Annotated in this window: 18 protein-coding genes; 1 reads left to right on the forward strand and 17 read right to left on the reverse strand. The window is 33.7% G+C overall.

What is annotated here, in order from left to right; all coding sequences use genetic code 11:
* Positions 1-419 precede the first annotated feature (419 nt).
* The 17 genes from ACIQ66_RS06965 to ACIQ66_RS07045 form a co-directional block, all read right to left on the reverse strand.
* Positions 420-1,790 (reverse strand): NADH-quinone oxidoreductase subunit N, encoded by a 1,371-nt coding sequence (locus tag ACIQ66_RS06965; protein WP_396212071.1) that lies wholly within the window; start codon positions 1,788-1,790, stop codon positions 420-422.
* A gap of 9 nt (positions 1,791-1,799) precedes the next feature.
* The gene (locus ACIQ66_RS06970; RefSeq protein WP_396212072.1) at positions 1,800-3,242 is read right to left on the reverse strand and encodes a NuoM family protein; all 1,443 of its coding nucleotides are present in this window, start codon (positions 3,240-3,242) and stop codon (positions 1,800-1,802) included.
* A gap of 10 nt (positions 3,243-3,252) precedes the next feature.
* Positions 3,253-5,139, reverse strand: a complete 1,887-nt coding sequence (gene nuoL / locus ACIQ66_RS06975; RefSeq protein ID WP_396212073.1) for an NADH-quinone oxidoreductase subunit L — start codon at positions 5,137-5,139, stop codon at positions 3,253-3,255.
* 6 nt (positions 5,140-5,145) lie between these two features.
* Entirely contained in the window at positions 5,146-5,466 is a 321-nt protein-coding gene (gene nuoK, locus ACIQ66_RS06980; RefSeq protein ID WP_298175222.1) for an NADH-quinone oxidoreductase subunit NuoK, read from the reverse strand.
* Positions 5,459-5,983 (reverse strand): NADH-quinone oxidoreductase subunit J, encoded by a 525-nt coding sequence (locus ACIQ66_RS06985; RefSeq protein ID WP_396212074.1) that lies wholly within the window; start codon positions 5,981-5,983, stop codon positions 5,459-5,461. Before ACIQ66_RS06985 ends, nuoK begins: the two co-directional genes overlap by 8 nt.
* A gap of 2 nt (positions 5,984-5,985) precedes the next feature.
* Positions 5,986-6,531 carry a NuoI/complex I 23 kDa subunit family protein gene (locus ACIQ66_RS06990; protein ID WP_396212075.1) on the reverse strand — a complete coding sequence of 182 codons (546 nt, stop codon included), beginning with the start codon at positions 6,529-6,531 and terminating at the stop codon, positions 5,986-5,988.
* Positions 6,532-6,542: 11 nt separating this feature from the next.
* Entirely contained in the window at positions 6,543-7,574 is a 1,032-nt protein-coding gene (gene nuoH / locus ACIQ66_RS06995; RefSeq protein WP_396212076.1) for an NADH-quinone oxidoreductase subunit NuoH, read from the reverse strand.
* The gene (locus ACIQ66_RS07000) at positions 7,574-8,620 is read right to left on the reverse strand and encodes a 2Fe-2S iron-sulfur cluster-binding protein (RefSeq protein ID WP_396212077.1); all 1,047 of its coding nucleotides are present in this window, start codon (positions 8,618-8,620) and stop codon (positions 7,574-7,576) included. Before ACIQ66_RS07000 ends, nuoH begins: the two co-directional genes overlap by 1 nt.
* Before the next feature lie 84 nt (positions 8,621-8,704).
* Positions 8,705-10,072 carry an NADH-quinone oxidoreductase subunit NuoF gene (gene nuoF, locus ACIQ66_RS07005; protein ID WP_396212078.1) on the reverse strand — a complete coding sequence of 456 codons (1,368 nt, stop codon included), beginning with the start codon at positions 10,070-10,072 and terminating at the stop codon, positions 8,705-8,707.
* A gap of 4 nt (positions 10,073-10,076) precedes the next feature.
* Positions 10,077-10,607 carry a complex I 24 kDa subunit family protein gene (locus tag ACIQ66_RS07010; RefSeq protein WP_396212079.1) on the reverse strand — a complete coding sequence of 177 codons (531 nt, stop codon included), beginning with the start codon at positions 10,605-10,607 and terminating at the stop codon, positions 10,077-10,079.
* Positions 10,608-10,700: 93 nt separating this feature from the next.
* Positions 10,701-11,936, reverse strand: coding sequence for an NADH dehydrogenase (quinone) subunit D (nuoD, locus tag ACIQ66_RS07015; protein WP_396212080.1), 1,236 nt, complete (start codon positions 11,934-11,936; stop codon positions 10,701-10,703).
* Between the two features lie 23 nt (positions 11,937-11,959).
* On the reverse strand, positions 11,960-12,481 hold the full coding sequence (locus ACIQ66_RS07020; protein WP_396212081.1) for an NADH-quinone oxidoreductase subunit C: 522 nt from the start codon (positions 12,479-12,481) through the stop codon (positions 11,960-11,962).
* 1 nt (position 12,482) lies between these two features.
* Complete coding sequence (locus ACIQ66_RS07025; protein WP_396212082.1) at positions 12,483-13,028, reverse strand: NADH-quinone oxidoreductase subunit B; 546 nt, start codon at positions 13,026-13,028, stop codon at positions 12,483-12,485.
* A gap of 59 nt (positions 13,029-13,087) precedes the next feature.
* A complete protein-coding gene (locus ACIQ66_RS07030; RefSeq protein ID WP_396212083.1) occupies positions 13,088-13,453 on the reverse strand; it encodes an NADH-quinone oxidoreductase subunit A in 366 nt (121 codons plus the stop codon).
* A gap of 205 nt (positions 13,454-13,658) precedes the next feature.
* Positions 13,659-13,859 (reverse strand): cold-shock protein, encoded by a 201-nt coding sequence (locus tag ACIQ66_RS07035; protein WP_298175233.1) that lies wholly within the window; start codon positions 13,857-13,859, stop codon positions 13,659-13,661.
* A 129-nt stretch (positions 13,860-13,988) separates the two neighbouring features.
* Positions 13,989-15,740, reverse strand: a complete 1,752-nt coding sequence (gene aspS / locus ACIQ66_RS07040; protein ID WP_396212084.1) for an aspartate--tRNA ligase — start codon at positions 15,738-15,740, stop codon at positions 13,989-13,991.
* A 375-nt stretch (positions 15,741-16,115) separates the two neighbouring features.
* Positions 16,116-16,580 carry a hypothetical protein gene (locus tag ACIQ66_RS07045; RefSeq protein ID WP_396212085.1) on the reverse strand — a complete coding sequence of 155 codons (465 nt, stop codon included), beginning with the start codon at positions 16,578-16,580 and terminating at the stop codon, positions 16,116-16,118.
* 198 nt (positions 16,581-16,778) lie between these two features.
* Between ACIQ66_RS07045 and ACIQ66_RS07050 the strand changes: the two genes are divergently transcribed.
* Positions 16,779-17,093, forward strand: a complete 315-nt coding sequence (locus ACIQ66_RS07050; protein ID WP_396212086.1) for a hypothetical protein — start codon at positions 16,779-16,781, stop codon at positions 17,091-17,093.
* Positions 17,094-17,470 lie beyond the last annotated feature (377 nt).

Consider the following 17,470-nt stretch of genomic DNA (forward strand, 5'->3'; position numbering starts at 1 on the left):
ATACAAGCAATAGATTTGCAAATACAATTAAATCTTAAGGAGTAATAGAAGTATAAAGAAATCGTTGGGGGAGCAATCAAAAATCTTTTTTAAATTATTAAAATAACGAATTAATTTAGGGTTATTAACTAAAAACTATAGAGCAAATAAACTAGAAATTTTTGAATACATTGAAATCTGACACAATAAAAAAGATGTCAAAGTGCCTTAAATAAAAAACAATTCAAGGATTTAATAATCAAAAAAAAATACAAAAACGTAATTTAACTTAAATTGTAATTTTAAATACCTATACATGTTTCTGTTGAAAATTAACAAGAAGTGATCTAGTAAAATACTACATCCGTAAGTATAAGTTTTACTAAAAAAAACCACCAAAATTACTTTTGATGGCTTCTATATTTTATGATTATTAACTCTTATTTTAATAAATCTGTAACCATTGAAGGAAAAATTCCGATAAGGATATTTAATAGTATTGCTACAACTGCTACTGCGTAATATACAAATGGTACAGTTTGTTTTTCTTCATTGGCTTCTTTAGTGTACATTGCTAGAATTAATTTGAAATAATAACCAACACTTATAATTGAGTTGACTACACCCACAATGACTACGACCAAATAGCCGGCTTTTATAGTTTGGCTAAACAACATCAACTTGGCAAAAAATCCAGCAAAAATTGGTATTCCGGCCATTGATAATAATGATGCCGTTAGGATAGCCGCCATAAGAGGATTGGTTTTTCCTAAACCATTGAAATTAACAATATCTTCGTTGTCTTTGTTTTTGGTTACCAAAATAATTACAGCAAATGAAGCGATACCAGCTAAGGCATAAGCCGCTGTATAATATAACAAACTTCCTGCAGCCGATGACAAGCTTAATAATGCCATCAACATGAATCCAGCATGTGAAATACCTGAAAATGCCAACATACGTTTTACGTTATTCTGACGCAACGCCATGATATTTCCAACCGTCATAGAAAGTATTGAAACCACTATAATTACGATTTCAAATTTATATTCGACCCCGGCATTTAGTGATGTAACTAATTTGTATAAAGTTGCCATTGCAACCACTTTAGCCAATGTACTCATAGTTGCAGTAACCATTGTCGGCGAGCCTTCGTAAACGTCGGGTGCCCAAAAGTGAAATGGAACTGCAGCAATTTTGAACAACATTCCAATTACCAACATCGAAATTCCTATGAAAAACCAAGCTGGTAATCCTGCGCCTTGTGACAAATCATATATTTCGCTTACATCAAAATAACCCGTTGCACCATAAACTAAGCATATTCCGAAAAGAATTATTCCAGAAGCAAATGATCCCATTAAGAAATATTTCATTCCGGCTTCATTACTTTTTAAATCCAATCTTCTACTCGCCGCTAAAATGTATAATGCTATAGATAAAACTTCAATTCCTAAAAAGAACATGGCTAAATTTCCAAAAGAAACCATAGCGACAGCGCCTGAAAGTAAGAAGATTTTGATTGCTATAAAATCAGAAATTTTGGTTTGATGTTCTTTATAAAAATCGTGACTCAATGCTACCAAGAAAATCGTAAGAAGTATAAACAAACCCGTGAAAGCAACCGAAAAATTGTTGGTTACAATCATGTTGTTATAAAAACTAGCTGGTGTGTTAAATTGAGTGGCATTTAATCCGAAAATGGCTAGTAAACCTATAATTGTTGCAGGAACAATGATTTTTCTAGCATTGAAAATTTCAAATACTAGACATAAAACACCTAATCCTATTATTGCTATTAATGTCGTCATTTTGTAAAACTAGTTAGTTCGGTTAATCTGGTTGATGATATTTTCAATACTTGGAGTAATCAAATCTGTTATTGGTTTTGGATACAATCCAAAAAAGAATAAAACGCCGATAATGATAACTAATGTTAATCCTTCATTGAAAGTTACCTCTTTAAAAACTTTGGTATTTGTTTCTCCCAACATTACATTTTGGAACATTTTTAACATATAATAAGCTCCTAAAATGATGGTTGTTCCGCCTAAAATGGCGAACCAAATATTGGCTTGAAACAAGCTATATAAAACCGTGAATTCTCCAATAAAGTTGAAAGTTCCTGGTAAAGCAACCGATGCCAAAACCAAAATCATAAACATAGAAGTGAATTTTGGTGCTTGCGAACGAATACCGCCCATTTCAGAAATCTCTCTAGTTTCGTATCTTCTGTAAATTATTTCGGCAGCAAAGAATAGTCCAACTACAACAAATCCATGCGCTAACATTTGCAAAACCGAACCTCTCAAACCATCAAGTGATAAAGTGTAAGTTCCAGCAGCGATTAATCCAACGTGAGCTAATGAAGAATAGGCTAGTAATTTCTTTAAATCTTTTTGTCTTAAAGCTACAATAGAGCCATAAATTACACCTGCCACTCCAATGGCAATGAAAATATTTTTGTATTCAATGGCAGAAAATCTAGCTAATGAAATTTGCCAACGGATAACGCTGTACAATCCCATTTTTAGCATAATTCCAGACAATAACATAGTTCCAACAGTTGGTGCTTTTTGATATACTTTTGCCTGCCAAGTATGGAAAGGAATCAAAGGAATTTTGATTGCATAGGCTAAGAAAAATGCTAAGAAAATCCATAACTGTTCATTAGTTGTAATTTGCATATTATACAAATCATCTAGCAAGAAACTTCCAGCTCTTTGGTATAAAAAGATAAAGGCAACAAGCATAAATAAAGAACCCGCCAATGTGTAAATGAAGAATTTTACAACCGCTTTTTTACGAGAATCTTCATCGCCATTGCCCCAAAGCAATGCTATAAAATAAATTGGTATTAAAGATAATTCCCAGAAAATATAATATAACAAAGCATCTGCAGCAAGGAAAGTTCCCACCATTGCAAATCCCATAAATAATACTAACGCATAAAAACTCTTTGCATTTTTATAGACGTTTTCAAAAGAAGAATAAATAATAATTGGTAATAACGATGTTGTCAATAACACCATTATAAGTGCAAGCCCATCGGCATTTAGTGCAAAAGAAACTTTGGGTTCATTAATCCAAGCTGAAAAGAAACTTACATCTTGACCTACGTTGAACGAATTTAGAACAAAAATCGTCGCTACAAAAGAAGCTATTCCAAAAAGCAATGCTACTTTAGAAGCTAATTTATCTCCCGAAAAAAAGGTTGCTATTGCGCCAACCAAAAGTAAAAGTAATATAGTAGTTACATCCATTATGTAAAGATTATTGGGCTAAAAATAAATAAAACAATATAGCACTTACGCCAATTACAAAAGCAAAAAGGTACAAACCAATACTTCCGTTTTGAACTCGTTTTCCAGCATTTGCCAATGAAATTGTCATTTGACCAAATCCGAAAACCAAATTTGAAATTCCGCTTTCAACATATTTTCTAAAGAATGAAGAAAGCGAGTTGATAGGATTTACGATAATTACTGTGTAGAATTCATCCACATAATATTTATCATAAAGAACTTTAGAAAATCCTTTGATATTAGCATCTTCAGAAGGAATTTCACTGTTTTTAATATATTTTGCAAAAGCAACTCCAATACCTACAACCGCACCTAATAAAGCAATTCCCATTAAGGCATATTCCGTTGTTCCTAAAATGTGTTCTTCGTGAGAAGTAGCGCTGAAAAGTGGCGCCAAATAATGATTCAACCAGCTATTTGTAGGCAAACTAATTGCTCCCCCAACAAATGATAAAATGGCTAAAACAATTAATGGAAAAGTTATCAAAGAAGGACTTTCGTGTAAATGATTTTTTTGATGTTCAGTTCCTCTAAATTCATTATAAAAAGTAAGGTACATCAATCGGAACATATAAAAAGCTGTTAAGATTGAAGCGATTGAACCCACAACCCAAAGCACAATATTTCCGTGGAAAGCCGAGATTAAAATTTCATCTTTAGACCAAAATCCAGCGAAAGGAAAAATTCCAGCAATGGCTAATGAAGCTATAAGCATTGTCCAGAAAGTAATCGGCATTGCTTTTTTTAATCCGCCCATTTTTCGCATATCTTGTTCGCCATGAAGTGCGTGAATTACCGAACCAGAACCTAAGAACAAACAAGCTTTGAAGAAAGCATGAGTGATAACATGAAAAACGGCAACTTGGTAAGCACCCATTCCTAAAGCAAGAAACATCAATCCTAATTGAGAAACGGTTGAGTAAGCCAATACTTTTTTAATATCATTTTGAACCAAACCAATTGTGGCAGCAACCAAAGCTGTGGTAGCTCCAATGACAGCAATTATAGTTTGAACTTGTGGTGCTAAATCAAATAAGAAATTTAATCTTGTTACCATAAAAATACCAGCCGTAACCATTGTCGCAGCGTGTATTAAGGCAGAAACTGGCGTTGGACCAGCCATTGCGTCTGGCAACCAAGTGTATAATGGAATCTGAGCCGATTTTCCTGTAGCTCCTATAAATAAAGCGAAAGCAGCTATTGCTATCCAAACGGTATTTCCAGAATTGGTTCCACCAAGAATGGTTTCTTTTAATTCAACAAAATTTAAAGTTGAAAATAAGGCTCCAACAATGAATATTCCGATTAGCAAACCTAAATCTCCTACCCTATTCATGATAAATGCTTTTTTGGCTGCATCGTTATAATCTTGGTTTTTATGCCAAAATCCGATTAGTAAATAAGAACAAAGTCCTACGCCTTCCCAACCAATAAACATTACCAAAAGATTGCTTCCAACTACAAGTGTAATCATAAAGAAAATAAACAGATTTAAATACGCAAAAAACTTGTGCATATTCTCATCATCATGCATATAGCTTATAGAATATAGGTGAATTAGCGAGCCAATTCCCGTTACAAATAGTAACCAAAGTAATGATAGTTGATCTAATAAAAATCCGAAATCTAATTTGAAATTACTAATCTGAATCCAATCGAATAAAGAAACTTCTATAGGTTTATTTGTTTGATTTAATTGCATAAAAAACACAATTGAAATCACAAACGAAACTACAACAGACAAAGTTCCGATGACACCAGAAACTGATTTGCCAAGTGTTTTTCCGAAGAATACATTCAGTAAGAAACCAATAAAAGGTGCTAAAACTAAAATAAGAGCTAAACTTGTATCCATTGCGAACTATCCTTTTAAATTTTTTAATTTGGCAATATCAATTGAGCCTAAATTTCTATAAACAGAAACCAATATTGCTAATCCTACCGCTACTTCGGCTGCAGCAACTGCCATCGAAAAGAAAACAAAAACCTGTCCTTCGGCATCTTGGTGATAGGTTGAAAAAGCAACAAACAATAAGTTTACAGCATTCAACATAATTTCGATAGACATGAAAACTATAATGGCATTTCTTCTATACAAAACTCCAAATACACCAATACTAAATAGTATCGCCGATAGGAAAAGATAGTTTTCAATACCAATTTCATTTAAAATATTACTCATTTTTTTTTCCTGTTTTTTCTTTTTTAGACAATAAAACGGTTCCTATCATGGCTGTCAATAATAATACTGAAGCAAATTCAAACGGCACCATATATTCATTCAACAATATTTTTCCTAAGGCTTTTATTGATTGAAAATCGTTTCCGTTGCTATCATATTCATTTGCAACAATTGGGTTTGAATTTACAAAAATTGCTAATAAAACCAAACAAGTTATACTCATTACAACTACGGCACCCAATCTGGTAATTCTAGGTTTGTGTACTTCATCTTCTTTATTCAAATTCATCAACATAATGGTAAATAAGAATAAAACCATTATGGCTCCAGAATAAACAATTATATGTACTAATGCCAAAAATTGAGCATTAAAAAGTAAATAATGTCCCGCAATTGAGAAAAAGGAAATCACTAAGTATATAGCACTATGAATTGGATTTCGGCTATAAATTGTCAAAAATGCAGTTGACAATGTTATTGCCGCTAAAAAGTAAAATATTATAAGTATCGGTGACATAATTAATTAAGTTTTTTAGTATTTGCCAAAGCCATTTCTAGTGGCATCACTAATTTATCTTTTCCGAAAATAAAATCTTCTCTGTTGTATTGCGCTGGCACTAATTCTTTAGAAATAGTTAAATAAATTGCATCTTTAGGGCATGCTTCTTCACATAATCCGCAGAAAATACAACGCAACATATTAATTTCGTATATCGAAGCATATTTTTCTTCTCTATACAAATGTTCTTCACCTTTTTTGCGCTCTTCCGCTTTCATTGTGATAGCTTCTGCTGGGCAAGATAGTGCGCACAATCCGCAAGCCGTACAGTTTTCTCTTCCTTGCTCATCGCGTTTCAACATGTGTTGACCACGATAAACTGGACTAAATTCTCGCACTTGTTCGGGATAATGAATGGTTGCTTTTTTTCTAAAAAAGTGTTTTATGGTAATCCATAACCCTTTTACAATGGCAATCAGGTACATTTTTTCAAGAAAAGTCATTTCCTTGTTGGAAACCTGCTTTTTCTTACCTGATAATGAAATACTTTGTATTGATGTTGACATAATTTCTTTTCCTATTTAAAAGCTAAAATGCAAATTCCTGTTATAATAATATTGACAATTGAAAGCGGAATTAAAATTTTCCATCCTAAATTCATCAATTGATCGTATCTAAATCTTGGGATTGTCCATCTAATCCACATAAAGAAGAAGATGAAAAAACATAATTTTATAAACAATGCTCCAATTCCAATAACATTTGCAATATTTACACCCCAATTTTCTAATGCCCAACTCATTCCTGGATAGTTATAACCTCCAAAGAACAATACTGCAATTATAGTTGAAGAAATAAACATATTAGCATATTCAGCGAACAAATAAAATCCCATTTTCATAGAAGAATATTCAGTATGGTATCCACCTATTAATTCCGATTCACATTCTGCTAAATCGAATGGCGTTCTGTTAGTTTCTGCAAAAGCACAAATTAAAAAGATTAAGAATGATAATGGTTGATAGAATACATTCCAATGTATTCCGTGTTGTTGAACAGAAATTTCTTTTAAACTCAATGTTCCTGTCATCATTAACAATGCAATCATTGACAATCCCATGGCAACTTCATAAGAAACCATTTGAGAAGCAGCACGAACAGCACCCATTAATGAAAACTTATTGTTCGATGCCCAGCCTCCAATCATAATTCCATAAACACCAACAGAAACTACTCCGAAAATGTATAATAAAGAAACATCAATATCAGTTGCTTGAAGAATTACGGTTCTGCCAAAAATTTCTAATTTATCGCCCCAAGGAATAACCGCACTAGTCATAAGAGCAGTACTCATTGCAATAGCAGGTCCTACAAAAAATAAAAATCTGTTTTTAGTATTTGGTTCAAATTCTTCCTTGGCAAAAAGTTTCATACCATCGGCTAGTGGTTGCAATAATCCTCCCCAACCTGCTCTGTTTGGTCCAACTCTATCTTGAAGAAAAGCGGCTACTTTACGCTCTGCCCAAGTAGAATACATTGCCATTATCATTGTAAAAGCAAAGATTACAACAATGAAAATACTTTTTTCTATTATAAATGCACTATCCATTATTTTGTTCCTATTTTAGTACCGTCAATTTTTTCGTTGTAATCAATATCAGACATACTGATTTTTTTACGATCAATATCTCTACCTTGAAGAATTCCTTTTTCGGTTTCAATAACAACTTTATCCATTTTTCGAGTATAGTTATTTTGATTGATAACAGAATCTTTTTCGAATTTTCTTGGTCCTTCAATAACCCAATCAGACACTTCTTTTTTGTCAAAGCGACATGTATTACAGATAAAATCTTCTACTTCATGGTAAATATCTTTTCTTGCTGTAACTCTTTGTATTTCGTTTCCAAACATCCAAAGTGTTGTTTTTCCGCAACATCCAGGCGTTGTACATTCTCTGTGAGCGTTGAAAGGTTTGTTGAACCAAACTCTCGATTTGAATCGAAACGTTTTATCTGTTAAAGCACCAACTGGACAAACATCAATCATATTTCCAGAGAATTCATTATCAATAGCAGCCGAAACGCAAGTAGAAATTTGTGAATGATCACCACGATTTAAAACTCCGTGAACTCTACCATCTGTTAGTTGATCTGCAACTTCCACACAACGCTGACAAACAATACAACGGTTCATGTGAAGTTGAATGTGTGGACCAATATCTTCTGGTTCGAAAGTTCTTTTTTCCTCGATAAAACGAGTTTCCGATTTTCCGTGTTCGAATGATAAATTTTGCAAATCACATTCTCCTGCTTGATCACAAACCGGACAATCTAATGGGTGATTTATCAAAAGGAATTCGGTTACTGCTTTTCTAGCTTCTGTTACTCTTTCTGAAGATTTGCTGGCCACTTCCATTCCGTCTTGACAACCAGTAACACATGATGCTACTAATTTTGGCATTGGTCTTGGGTCAGCTTCACTACCTTTTGTAACGTCAACTAAACAACAACGGCATTTTCCACCAGTTCCTTTTAGTTTAGAATAATAACACATGGCTGGCGGAACAGATTCTCCACCAATCATACGAGCAGCTTGAAGGATTGTTGTTCCAGCTTCTACTTCTATTTCTTGACCGTCTATGGTTACTTTCATTTTCAAATTGTTTAAAAGTTTAAAAGTTTAAAAGTTTAAGTGTTTTCACTTCGTACTTCCAACTTCTAACTTCGTACTCTTAACTTAAACTTCTTGTTTTGCTACTAAATGCTTCACTTTTTCAAATGGTTCAGCAACAAAGTGATCTCTATTTTTTACTTTTTCAGGGAAACGAATGTGGTATTCAAATTCATCTCTAAAATGGCGAATTGCTGCAGCAACTGGCCATGAAGCCGCGTCACCTAATGGACAAATCGTATTTCCTTCTATTTTAGATTGAATACTCCACAATAATTCGATATCTTCTTCACGACCTTGACCGTTTTCTATTCTCCATAAAACTTTCTCTAACCAACCAGTTCCTTCACGGCATGGTGTGCATTGACCGCACGATTCATGGTGGTAGAAACGTGAAAAATTCCAAGTATTTCTAACGATACAAGCTCTGTCATCATAAACGATAAATCCGCCAGAACCTAACATAGAACCAGTTGCGAATCCACCATCTGATAAACTTTCGTAAGTCATTAATCTGTCTTCACCAGCAGCAGTTTTGTAAATTAAATTGGCTGGTAAAATTGGCACCGAACTTCCTCCAGGAACCAAAGCTTTCAATGGTCTATCGGTTTGCATTCCACCACAATACTCATCAGAATTCATGAATTCGTAAACCGAAACACCCAATTCAATTTCGAAAACACCTTGATTTTTAATATTTCCAGATGCTGAAATTAATTTGGTCCCTGTTGAACGACCAATTCCGATTCCTGCATAATCGGCACCAGAATTATTGATAATCCAAGGCACAGCAGCAATTGTTTCTACGTTATTTACTACGGTTGGATTTTGCCAAAGACCTTTTACAGCAGGAAATGGTGGTTTTAATCTTGGATTTCCACGTTTTCCTTCTAGCGATTCAATCAATGCAGTTTCTTCTCCGCAGATGTAAGCTCCGCCACCAATTTGAACAAAAAGTTCTAAATCGTAACCCGAACCTAATATATTTTTACCCAAAAATCCGGCAGCTTTTGCTTCGGCGATGGCTCTTTCTAAAATTTTGTAAACCCACATATATTCTCCACGAATGTAGATGTAGGATAGGTTTGCGCCCAAAGCATAACTTGATGTAATCATTCCTTCTATTAATAGGTGAGGAATGTACTCCATTAAATAACGGTCTTTGAAAGTTCCTGGTTCAGATTCGTCGGCATTACAAACTAAATGTCTTGGATTACCAGATTTTTTATCAATAAAACTCCATTTCATTCCAGCTGGAAATCCTGCACCACCACGACCACGAAGTCCCGAAGTTTTTACTTCTTCAACTACTTCATCAGGCGTCATTTTCTTCAAGGCTTTTTCTACCGATGCGTAACCGCCTTCACGACGATATACTTCATAAGTTTTTATTCCTGGAACATTTATTTTGTCTAATAATATTTTTCTTCCCATGATACTATTTATCGTGTAAAGTGATTTTTCCTTCTTTGCAATCAGACACTAACTGATCGATTTTTTCTTTAGTCAAATGTTCTTGGTAGAAATCACCCAATTGCATCATTGGAGCGTATCCGCAAGCACCAAGGCATTCTACACCGCGAACTTCAAATAGCATGTCTGGTGTTGGTTCGCCAATTTTTACACCCAATTTCGAACAAGTGTAATCCATTAAATCTTCTACTCCGTTTTGGCAACAAGGAGAAGTTTGACAGAATTCGAACATGAATTTTCCAATTGGACGTTGGTTGAACATCGTGTAAAAAGTTACTACTTCGTACACTTCAATATTTTGAATTTGAAGAATTTCAGCAACTTTGTTTTGCAATTCAATACTCAACCAATTGTCGTGAGCATCTTGAACTTCATGCAAAACTGGTAATAAAGCCGATTTTTGTTTGCCTTCAGGATAATGACTAATCAATTCATTGATACGATTCATCAATGATTCAGTTATGTTTATCTCTTGTGTTATATGTGTTCTTTCCATTTTTTATCTGTATATTGTATAATGTAAATTGTATAATGTTTTACATTATACTTTTACCATTATACATTTTTTTCAATATACATTATACTTTAATTATGCGTCTAATTCTCCAGCAATTACATTTAAACTTGACAATATTACGATGGCATCTGATAACATTCCGCCTTTAATCATTTCAGTGTAAGCTTGGTAATAAATAAAACAAGGTCTCCTAAAGTGTAATCTATATGGCGTTCTACTTCCATCAGTTACTAAATAAAACCCTAATTCTCCGTTTCCGCCTTCAACAGGATGATAGATTTCTGCCACAGGAACTGGAACTTCGCCCATCACAATTTTGAAGTGATAAATTAAGCTTTCCATATTATGGTAAACATCTTCTTTTGGAGGCAAATAATAATCGGGAACATCAGCGTGAATTGGTCCTTCTGGTAATTTTGCTAATGCTTGTTTGATGATACTTAAACTTTCCCAAACTTCGGCATTTCTTACACAAAATCTATCGTAAGTATCACCTGATTTTCCAACTGGTACATCAAATTCAAAATCTTCGTAAGAAGAATAAGGTTGTGCTTTTCTAACGTCGTAATCAATTCCGGCAGCACGTAAATTTGGTCCAGTTAAACCATACTGCATTGCACTTTCAGCAGTAATTGGTCCAACATTTACTGTTCTGTCGATGAAAATTCTATTTCTTTCGAATAGGTTTTCAAATTCTTTCCAAGCAACGGGAAAATCTGTTAAAAAAGTATCTAATTTTTTGAAAGCAGCTTCTGACCAATCTCTTTCGAAACCACCGATTCTACCCATATTTGTTGTAAGACGAGCACCACAAATCTCTTCGTAGATTTCGTAAACTTTTTCTCTAAATTGGAATACGTAAAGGAAACCAGTATAAGCTCCAGTATCAACTCCTAAAATTGAGTTACATATTAAGTGATCGGTTATACGGGCTAATTCCATTACGATAACTCTTAAATATTGAGCACGTTTTGGAACTTCAATTTCTAGTAATTTTTCAACGGTCATCCACCAAGCCATGTTATTAATAGGAGAAGAACAATAGTTCATTCTGTCGGTCAAAACATTTACTTGATAAAAAGGACGGTTTTCTGCAATTTTTTCAAAAGCACGGTGAATATATCCGATAGTTGGTTCTGCATCCAAAATTTTTTCACCATCCATCAACAAGATATTTTGAAAAATACCGTGTGTAGCTGGATGCGTTGGCCCAAGATTTAATATTGAAAGTTCGCTTCCATCTTCGTTGCGAGTTTGTTCAATAACTTTGGCATATCGATGCTCTGGTAATAATAATAAGTCTGACATTTTATAATGTTGAATTATTGATTTTATAAATTTTGTGCCGTTCTTCCAAAGAAACGGTCGTCTTTATCAGTTCTTCCATTGTCTTCCATTGGGAATTCCTTTCTCATTGGAAACGAAACCATTTCATCCATATTCAAAATACGTTTCAATTGTGGATGACCAATAAAGTTGATTCCGTAAAAGTCAAATGTTTCTCTTTCCATCCAATTTGAACATAAAAATAAATCGGTAATGGTATTTACTTCTAAATTTTCATCAGTTAAATAAGTTGTAACTCTAATTCTAATATTTTCTACCCAATTGTGTAAATGATACACAACAGCAAATTGATGCTCGCTATCATTATCAGGATAGTGAACACCACATAAATCGGTAAGAAAATGGAAATTTAAATCTTCATCAACTTTTAATGTTCGAATTACTTCGTGAATTGCGACTGGAGTAGCTTCGAAAGAAAAAATATCTCTACTCATTGCAAAATTCAGCACTTTATTACCAAATTTCTGATTCAATTTTTCTTGAATGTATGCCGTTTCTAAAGCCATATTATAGGTTATAAGAAGCTAATAATTCTTTATATTCAGAAGAATTTCTTCTGCGAACAGATTCATTCTTTACTAATTCTTGCAATTGCATTACTCCGTCAACAATTTGTTCTGGTCTTGGAGGGCAACCTGGCACGTAAACATCGACCGGGATTACTTTGTCTATTCCTTGTAAAACAGAATACGTATCAAAAACACCACCTGAACAAGCGCATGCACCAACCGAAATTACCCAACGAGGTTCAGCCATTTGCTCATATACCTGACGTAAAATAGGAGCCATTTTTTTAGAAATAGTTCCCATTACCATTAGCATATCTGCTTGACGAGGAGAAAAACTTACACGCTCAGAACCGAAACGCGCTAAATCGTAATGAGATGCCATTGTTGCCATAAACTCAATTCCGCAACAAGACGTTGCAAAAGGAAGTGGCCAAAGTGAATTAGCTCGTGCCAATCCAACCACATCATTTAGTTTAGTAGCGAAGAAACCTTCACCTGTTACTCCTTCTGGTGGAGCAACCATTTTTGTTTTAGAATCACTCATTTATAATTCGTAATTTATAATTATTTCATCTGTTCGCTTTCGCTCGAGTTGTAATTAATTTATTCCCATTCTAGTGCTTTCTTCTTGATAATATAGAAGAAACCAACTAAAAGTAATAGCATGAAAATAACCATTTTGATCATTCCTTCGACACCTAACTCTCTAAAATTCACAGCCCAAGGATATAAGAAAATAACCTCAACATCGAAAAGCACAAAAAGAATTGCTACAAGAAAATATTTTACAGAGAAAGGAATTCTAGCATTTCCTACAGATTCAATTCCGCACTCGAAGTTGATATCTTTATTTTTTGAATGACGTTTTGGCCCTAAAAAACTTGAGCCGATTATGGTCATTACCACAAATCCTACCGCTAATCCTGCTTGCATAAGGATTGGCAAAAAGTCATGTTGTGTTGATTGCATATACCTAAAATTTAGACTTTGTTAAAAGTGGTACAAATATACATTGCATAATTTAATTGACAAAAATCAAAGCTTAAACGTTTGTTATTTATTGCTCAAAATTGTTTATTTAAACTGATTCTAAACTATATTTTTGCAAATAAAAAAAACGCTCCGAAAAATCGAAGCGTTTAAACATTCTAGGTAACTTAAAAAATAATATATATTAGTCTTCAAGCACTACTACTTGAGCAGCAACTTTACCTTTTCTTCCTTCTTCTTCCTCATAAGAAACTTTATCGCCTTCACGAAGTTCTTCTGATTTGATACCTGATGCGTGAACAAAAATGTCTTTTCCTGTTTCGTCATCTGTAATGAATCCGTAACCTTTTGATTCATTAAAAAATTTAACTGTACCTGTACTCATTGTAATATTGTAAAAAATTTATAATGCACAAATGTAATCTTTATACCAATACAAAAAATATTTTTTTAAAAACTTTTAAAAAATTTATTGATTTTCAAGTTTTTATGCGGAATTAGTACGTTTTTTTTTTTAATTCAACTTCACTTTTATATGCAACTCTTCCAATTGCTTGTCATCAATAACAGATGGTGCATCAATCATTACGTCTCGACCCGAATTGTTTTTTGGAAAAGCAATAAAGTCACGAATGGTTTCTTGTCCGCCTAAAATGGCTACCAATCTATCTAAACCAAATGCTAAACCTCCGTGTGGTGGTGCGCCAAATTGGAAGGCATCCATTAAGAAACCAAACTGATTACGAGCTTCTTCTTCGGTAAAACCTAGATATTTGAACATTAATTGTTGTGTAGCTTTATCATGAATTCTGATAGAACCACCGCCAATTTCATTTCCGTTCAAAACCATGTCGTAGGCATTAGCGCGAACTTTTCCTGGATTGGTTGCCAATAATTCCATATCTTCAGGTTTTGGAGAAGTGAATGGATGGTGCATGGCGTGCCATCTTCCAGATTCTTCGTCTAATTCTAATAATGGGAAATCTACAACCCATAATGGAGCAAATTCGGCAGGATTTCTTAAACCTAGTTTTGTTGCCAATTCCATACGTAAAGCAGAAAGTTGACCACGTGTTTTATCGGCTGGACCAGAAAGTACAAAAATCATATCACCAGCTTTTGCGCCAGTAATTTCGGCCCATTTTGCTAAATCTTCTTGATCGTAAAATTTATCTACTGATGATTTGTAAGTTCCGTCGGTTTCACATTTTACATAAACCATTCCCGAAGCACCAACTTGTGGACGTTTCACCCAGTCAATCAAAGCATCGATTTCTTTACGAGTATATGTTGCGCAATTTGGAGCTGCAATTCCAACCACCAATTCAGCTGAGTTGAAAACTGGAAAATCTTTGTGTTGTGCTACTTCATTTAACTCACCAAATTTCATGTCGAAACGAATATCTGGCTTGTCGTTACCATAAGTTTTCATGGCATAATCGTAGGTAATTCTTGGGAATTTTTCTACTTCGATGCCTTTTATTTCTTTTAGTAAATGACGTGTTAATCCTTCAAAAACATTAAGAACATCTTCTTGTTCCACAAATGCCATTTCGCAATCTATTTGTGTAAATTCTGGTTGTCTATCGGCACGTAAATCTTCGTCGCGGAAACATTTTACAATTTGAAAATATTTATCCATACCGCCCACCATCAAAAGTTGTTTGAATGTTTGTGGCGATTGAGGCAAGGCATAAAACTGCCCTTCGTTCATTCTGCTAGGTACAACGAAATCTCTTGCGCCTTCTGGAGTAGATTTGATTAAATAGGGTGTTTCAACTTCACAAAAGTCTAAATCAGAAAGGTAATTTCTAACGGCTTGTGCTACTTTATGACGAAACAACAAACTGTTTTTTACCGGATTTCTACGAATATCTAAATAACGGTATTTCATTCTGATATCTTCACCGCCATCTGTTTCATCTTCTATTGTAAAAGGTGGCGTTAAAGCTGCGTTAAGGATTGTCATTTCTTTTACAAGAATCTCAATTTCGCCAGTTGCAATATTTTTATTTTTTGCTTCACGCTCAATTACAGTTCCTTTAACTTGCACTACAAATTCTCTTCCAAGAGTTTTAGCCAATTCAAACACCGATTTTTCTGAACGACTTTCGTCAAATAACAATTGCGTAATTCCATAACGGTCGCGTAAGTCAACCCAATTCATGAATCCTTTATCTCTTGATTTTTGAACCCAACCGGCAAGTGTAACTTCTTGATTGATATGTGAGGCGTTTAACTCGCCACAATTATGACTTCTATACATTGGAATAAAATTTTTTTATAAATAACAGTTCGACCTTCGGTCTCGGGTGCAAAAGTAAAAAACTAAAACTAATAAAATAGTGTTTGAGAGAAACTTGATGAATTCTTTTTTATGAATTTGAAATTAGAATTAATTGCTATTATATAGATAAAAAATCCGTCAAGTTTTTTAACAAGACGGATTTTGTTTTTTTGTTGCAGTAACTAAATTGAAAAATTCAGTTGCTAACTTTGTACATGAAGTAACCAACTGCGCAAAGATATGAGACATTTGCAGGACTTTTCATGAAAACTCTTTGCGAAGCTGATTAAAAAAAAGACTGTCATTTTTGATAGTCTTTTTCAATAATTTGACAGGTACTAAATAAATATTTAATTATCTTGTTAAAGTTATAACATAACTTCCAGATAAATTACCTGAAGCACCATTAGTGCTATTCCAAGTACCAGTAACTGTATTATTGAAAATAATATTAGAACCTAATGTACCATTACTGTTTTCTGTAGCAACAATGACAACCCCATTTGCGTTTTCAGTAAAAGGTGTTGGAGGAGAAGTTAAATTACTTCCATTAACAGTGTATGTTTTTCCACCAATAATTAAAGAATTACTTCCAGATTTTGAAATAGTAATAGGTCCATTCTCATTTACAGGAATTGTTCCTATACTTTGTCCATTTTGAAACAATGTTAAACTACCCGATGAAATACTGTTCCAAGCTCCTACATATTGGTCTCTTGGATCTTGAGCTACTTGTGGGACGTCATCTTTACTACAACTTTGTAATGAGAAAAAAGACACTCCTACTAACAATAATGTTAAAAATTTTAGTTTTTTCATAATAATATATTTTTAGTTTCCCTACTCATAAAGCTTTTCGGTTTCGCTAGGTTTTTTGTGTTTTATTACTTAAACCCATAAAAGTTCACAAATCTAATAAATAATCTTTAATTATTACACAAATATTTATCTATTAATTTACATATATGTGTATTTTACGTAATTTTACGTACACAGTAATGAGCATAATTTTGCATTATGCAACATAGAGGAGAAATTATCAAAGAAGCGGTGTATAAAAGTGGGTATCCTATTACGGAGTTGGCCAAACGTATGGGAAAAAGCCGAAGATGGGTATATCTATTATTTGAAAATGCAACGGTATCTATTGATATAATGTTACAAATTGGTAGAGTTATCCATTACGACTTTTCAGAGGAACTAAATACCGCAAATACAAATTTGTATGCCTCAAATGAACCACCAAAACCGTACATTTCTGACGAAGACTATTGGAAAAATAAATACCTAAATTTACTAGAAGAATATAACGAATTGTTGAAAAGAAAATAGCGTTTATTGATATGTTATTGGGATTTTGAAAAACTAATTTATTATTGTTTTTACTATCTTTTTTTGAGTAAAATATGTTATGTTTTGTCCTGAAATATCCACGTCAACGGTTTTCCTAGCCATGATGGAAGTGAAAAGCCCGCAAGGCAAAAACCGCTAATTTTGTTGCCAGAAAACAGCGACCAACGGAAGCTCGTTTTATGGTTTACAAAATTGCGGTTTTTGACGCGGACTTGTAACGAACAGCAGGATTAGCTCCTTAAAAAAAATCACCTTCCTCTACTTTTCAATTCTTTGAAAGAGTTGATTATTTTTTTCATTTTGGTAGAAAGTTTCTCCTTTTTTTCTAAAGATGTCCATACAAAAACTTGGTAGTA

Source organism: Flavobacterium sp., from assembly GCF_044377315.1.
Classification (GTDB): domain Bacteria; phylum Bacteroidota; class Bacteroidia; order Flavobacteriales; family Flavobacteriaceae; genus Flavobacterium.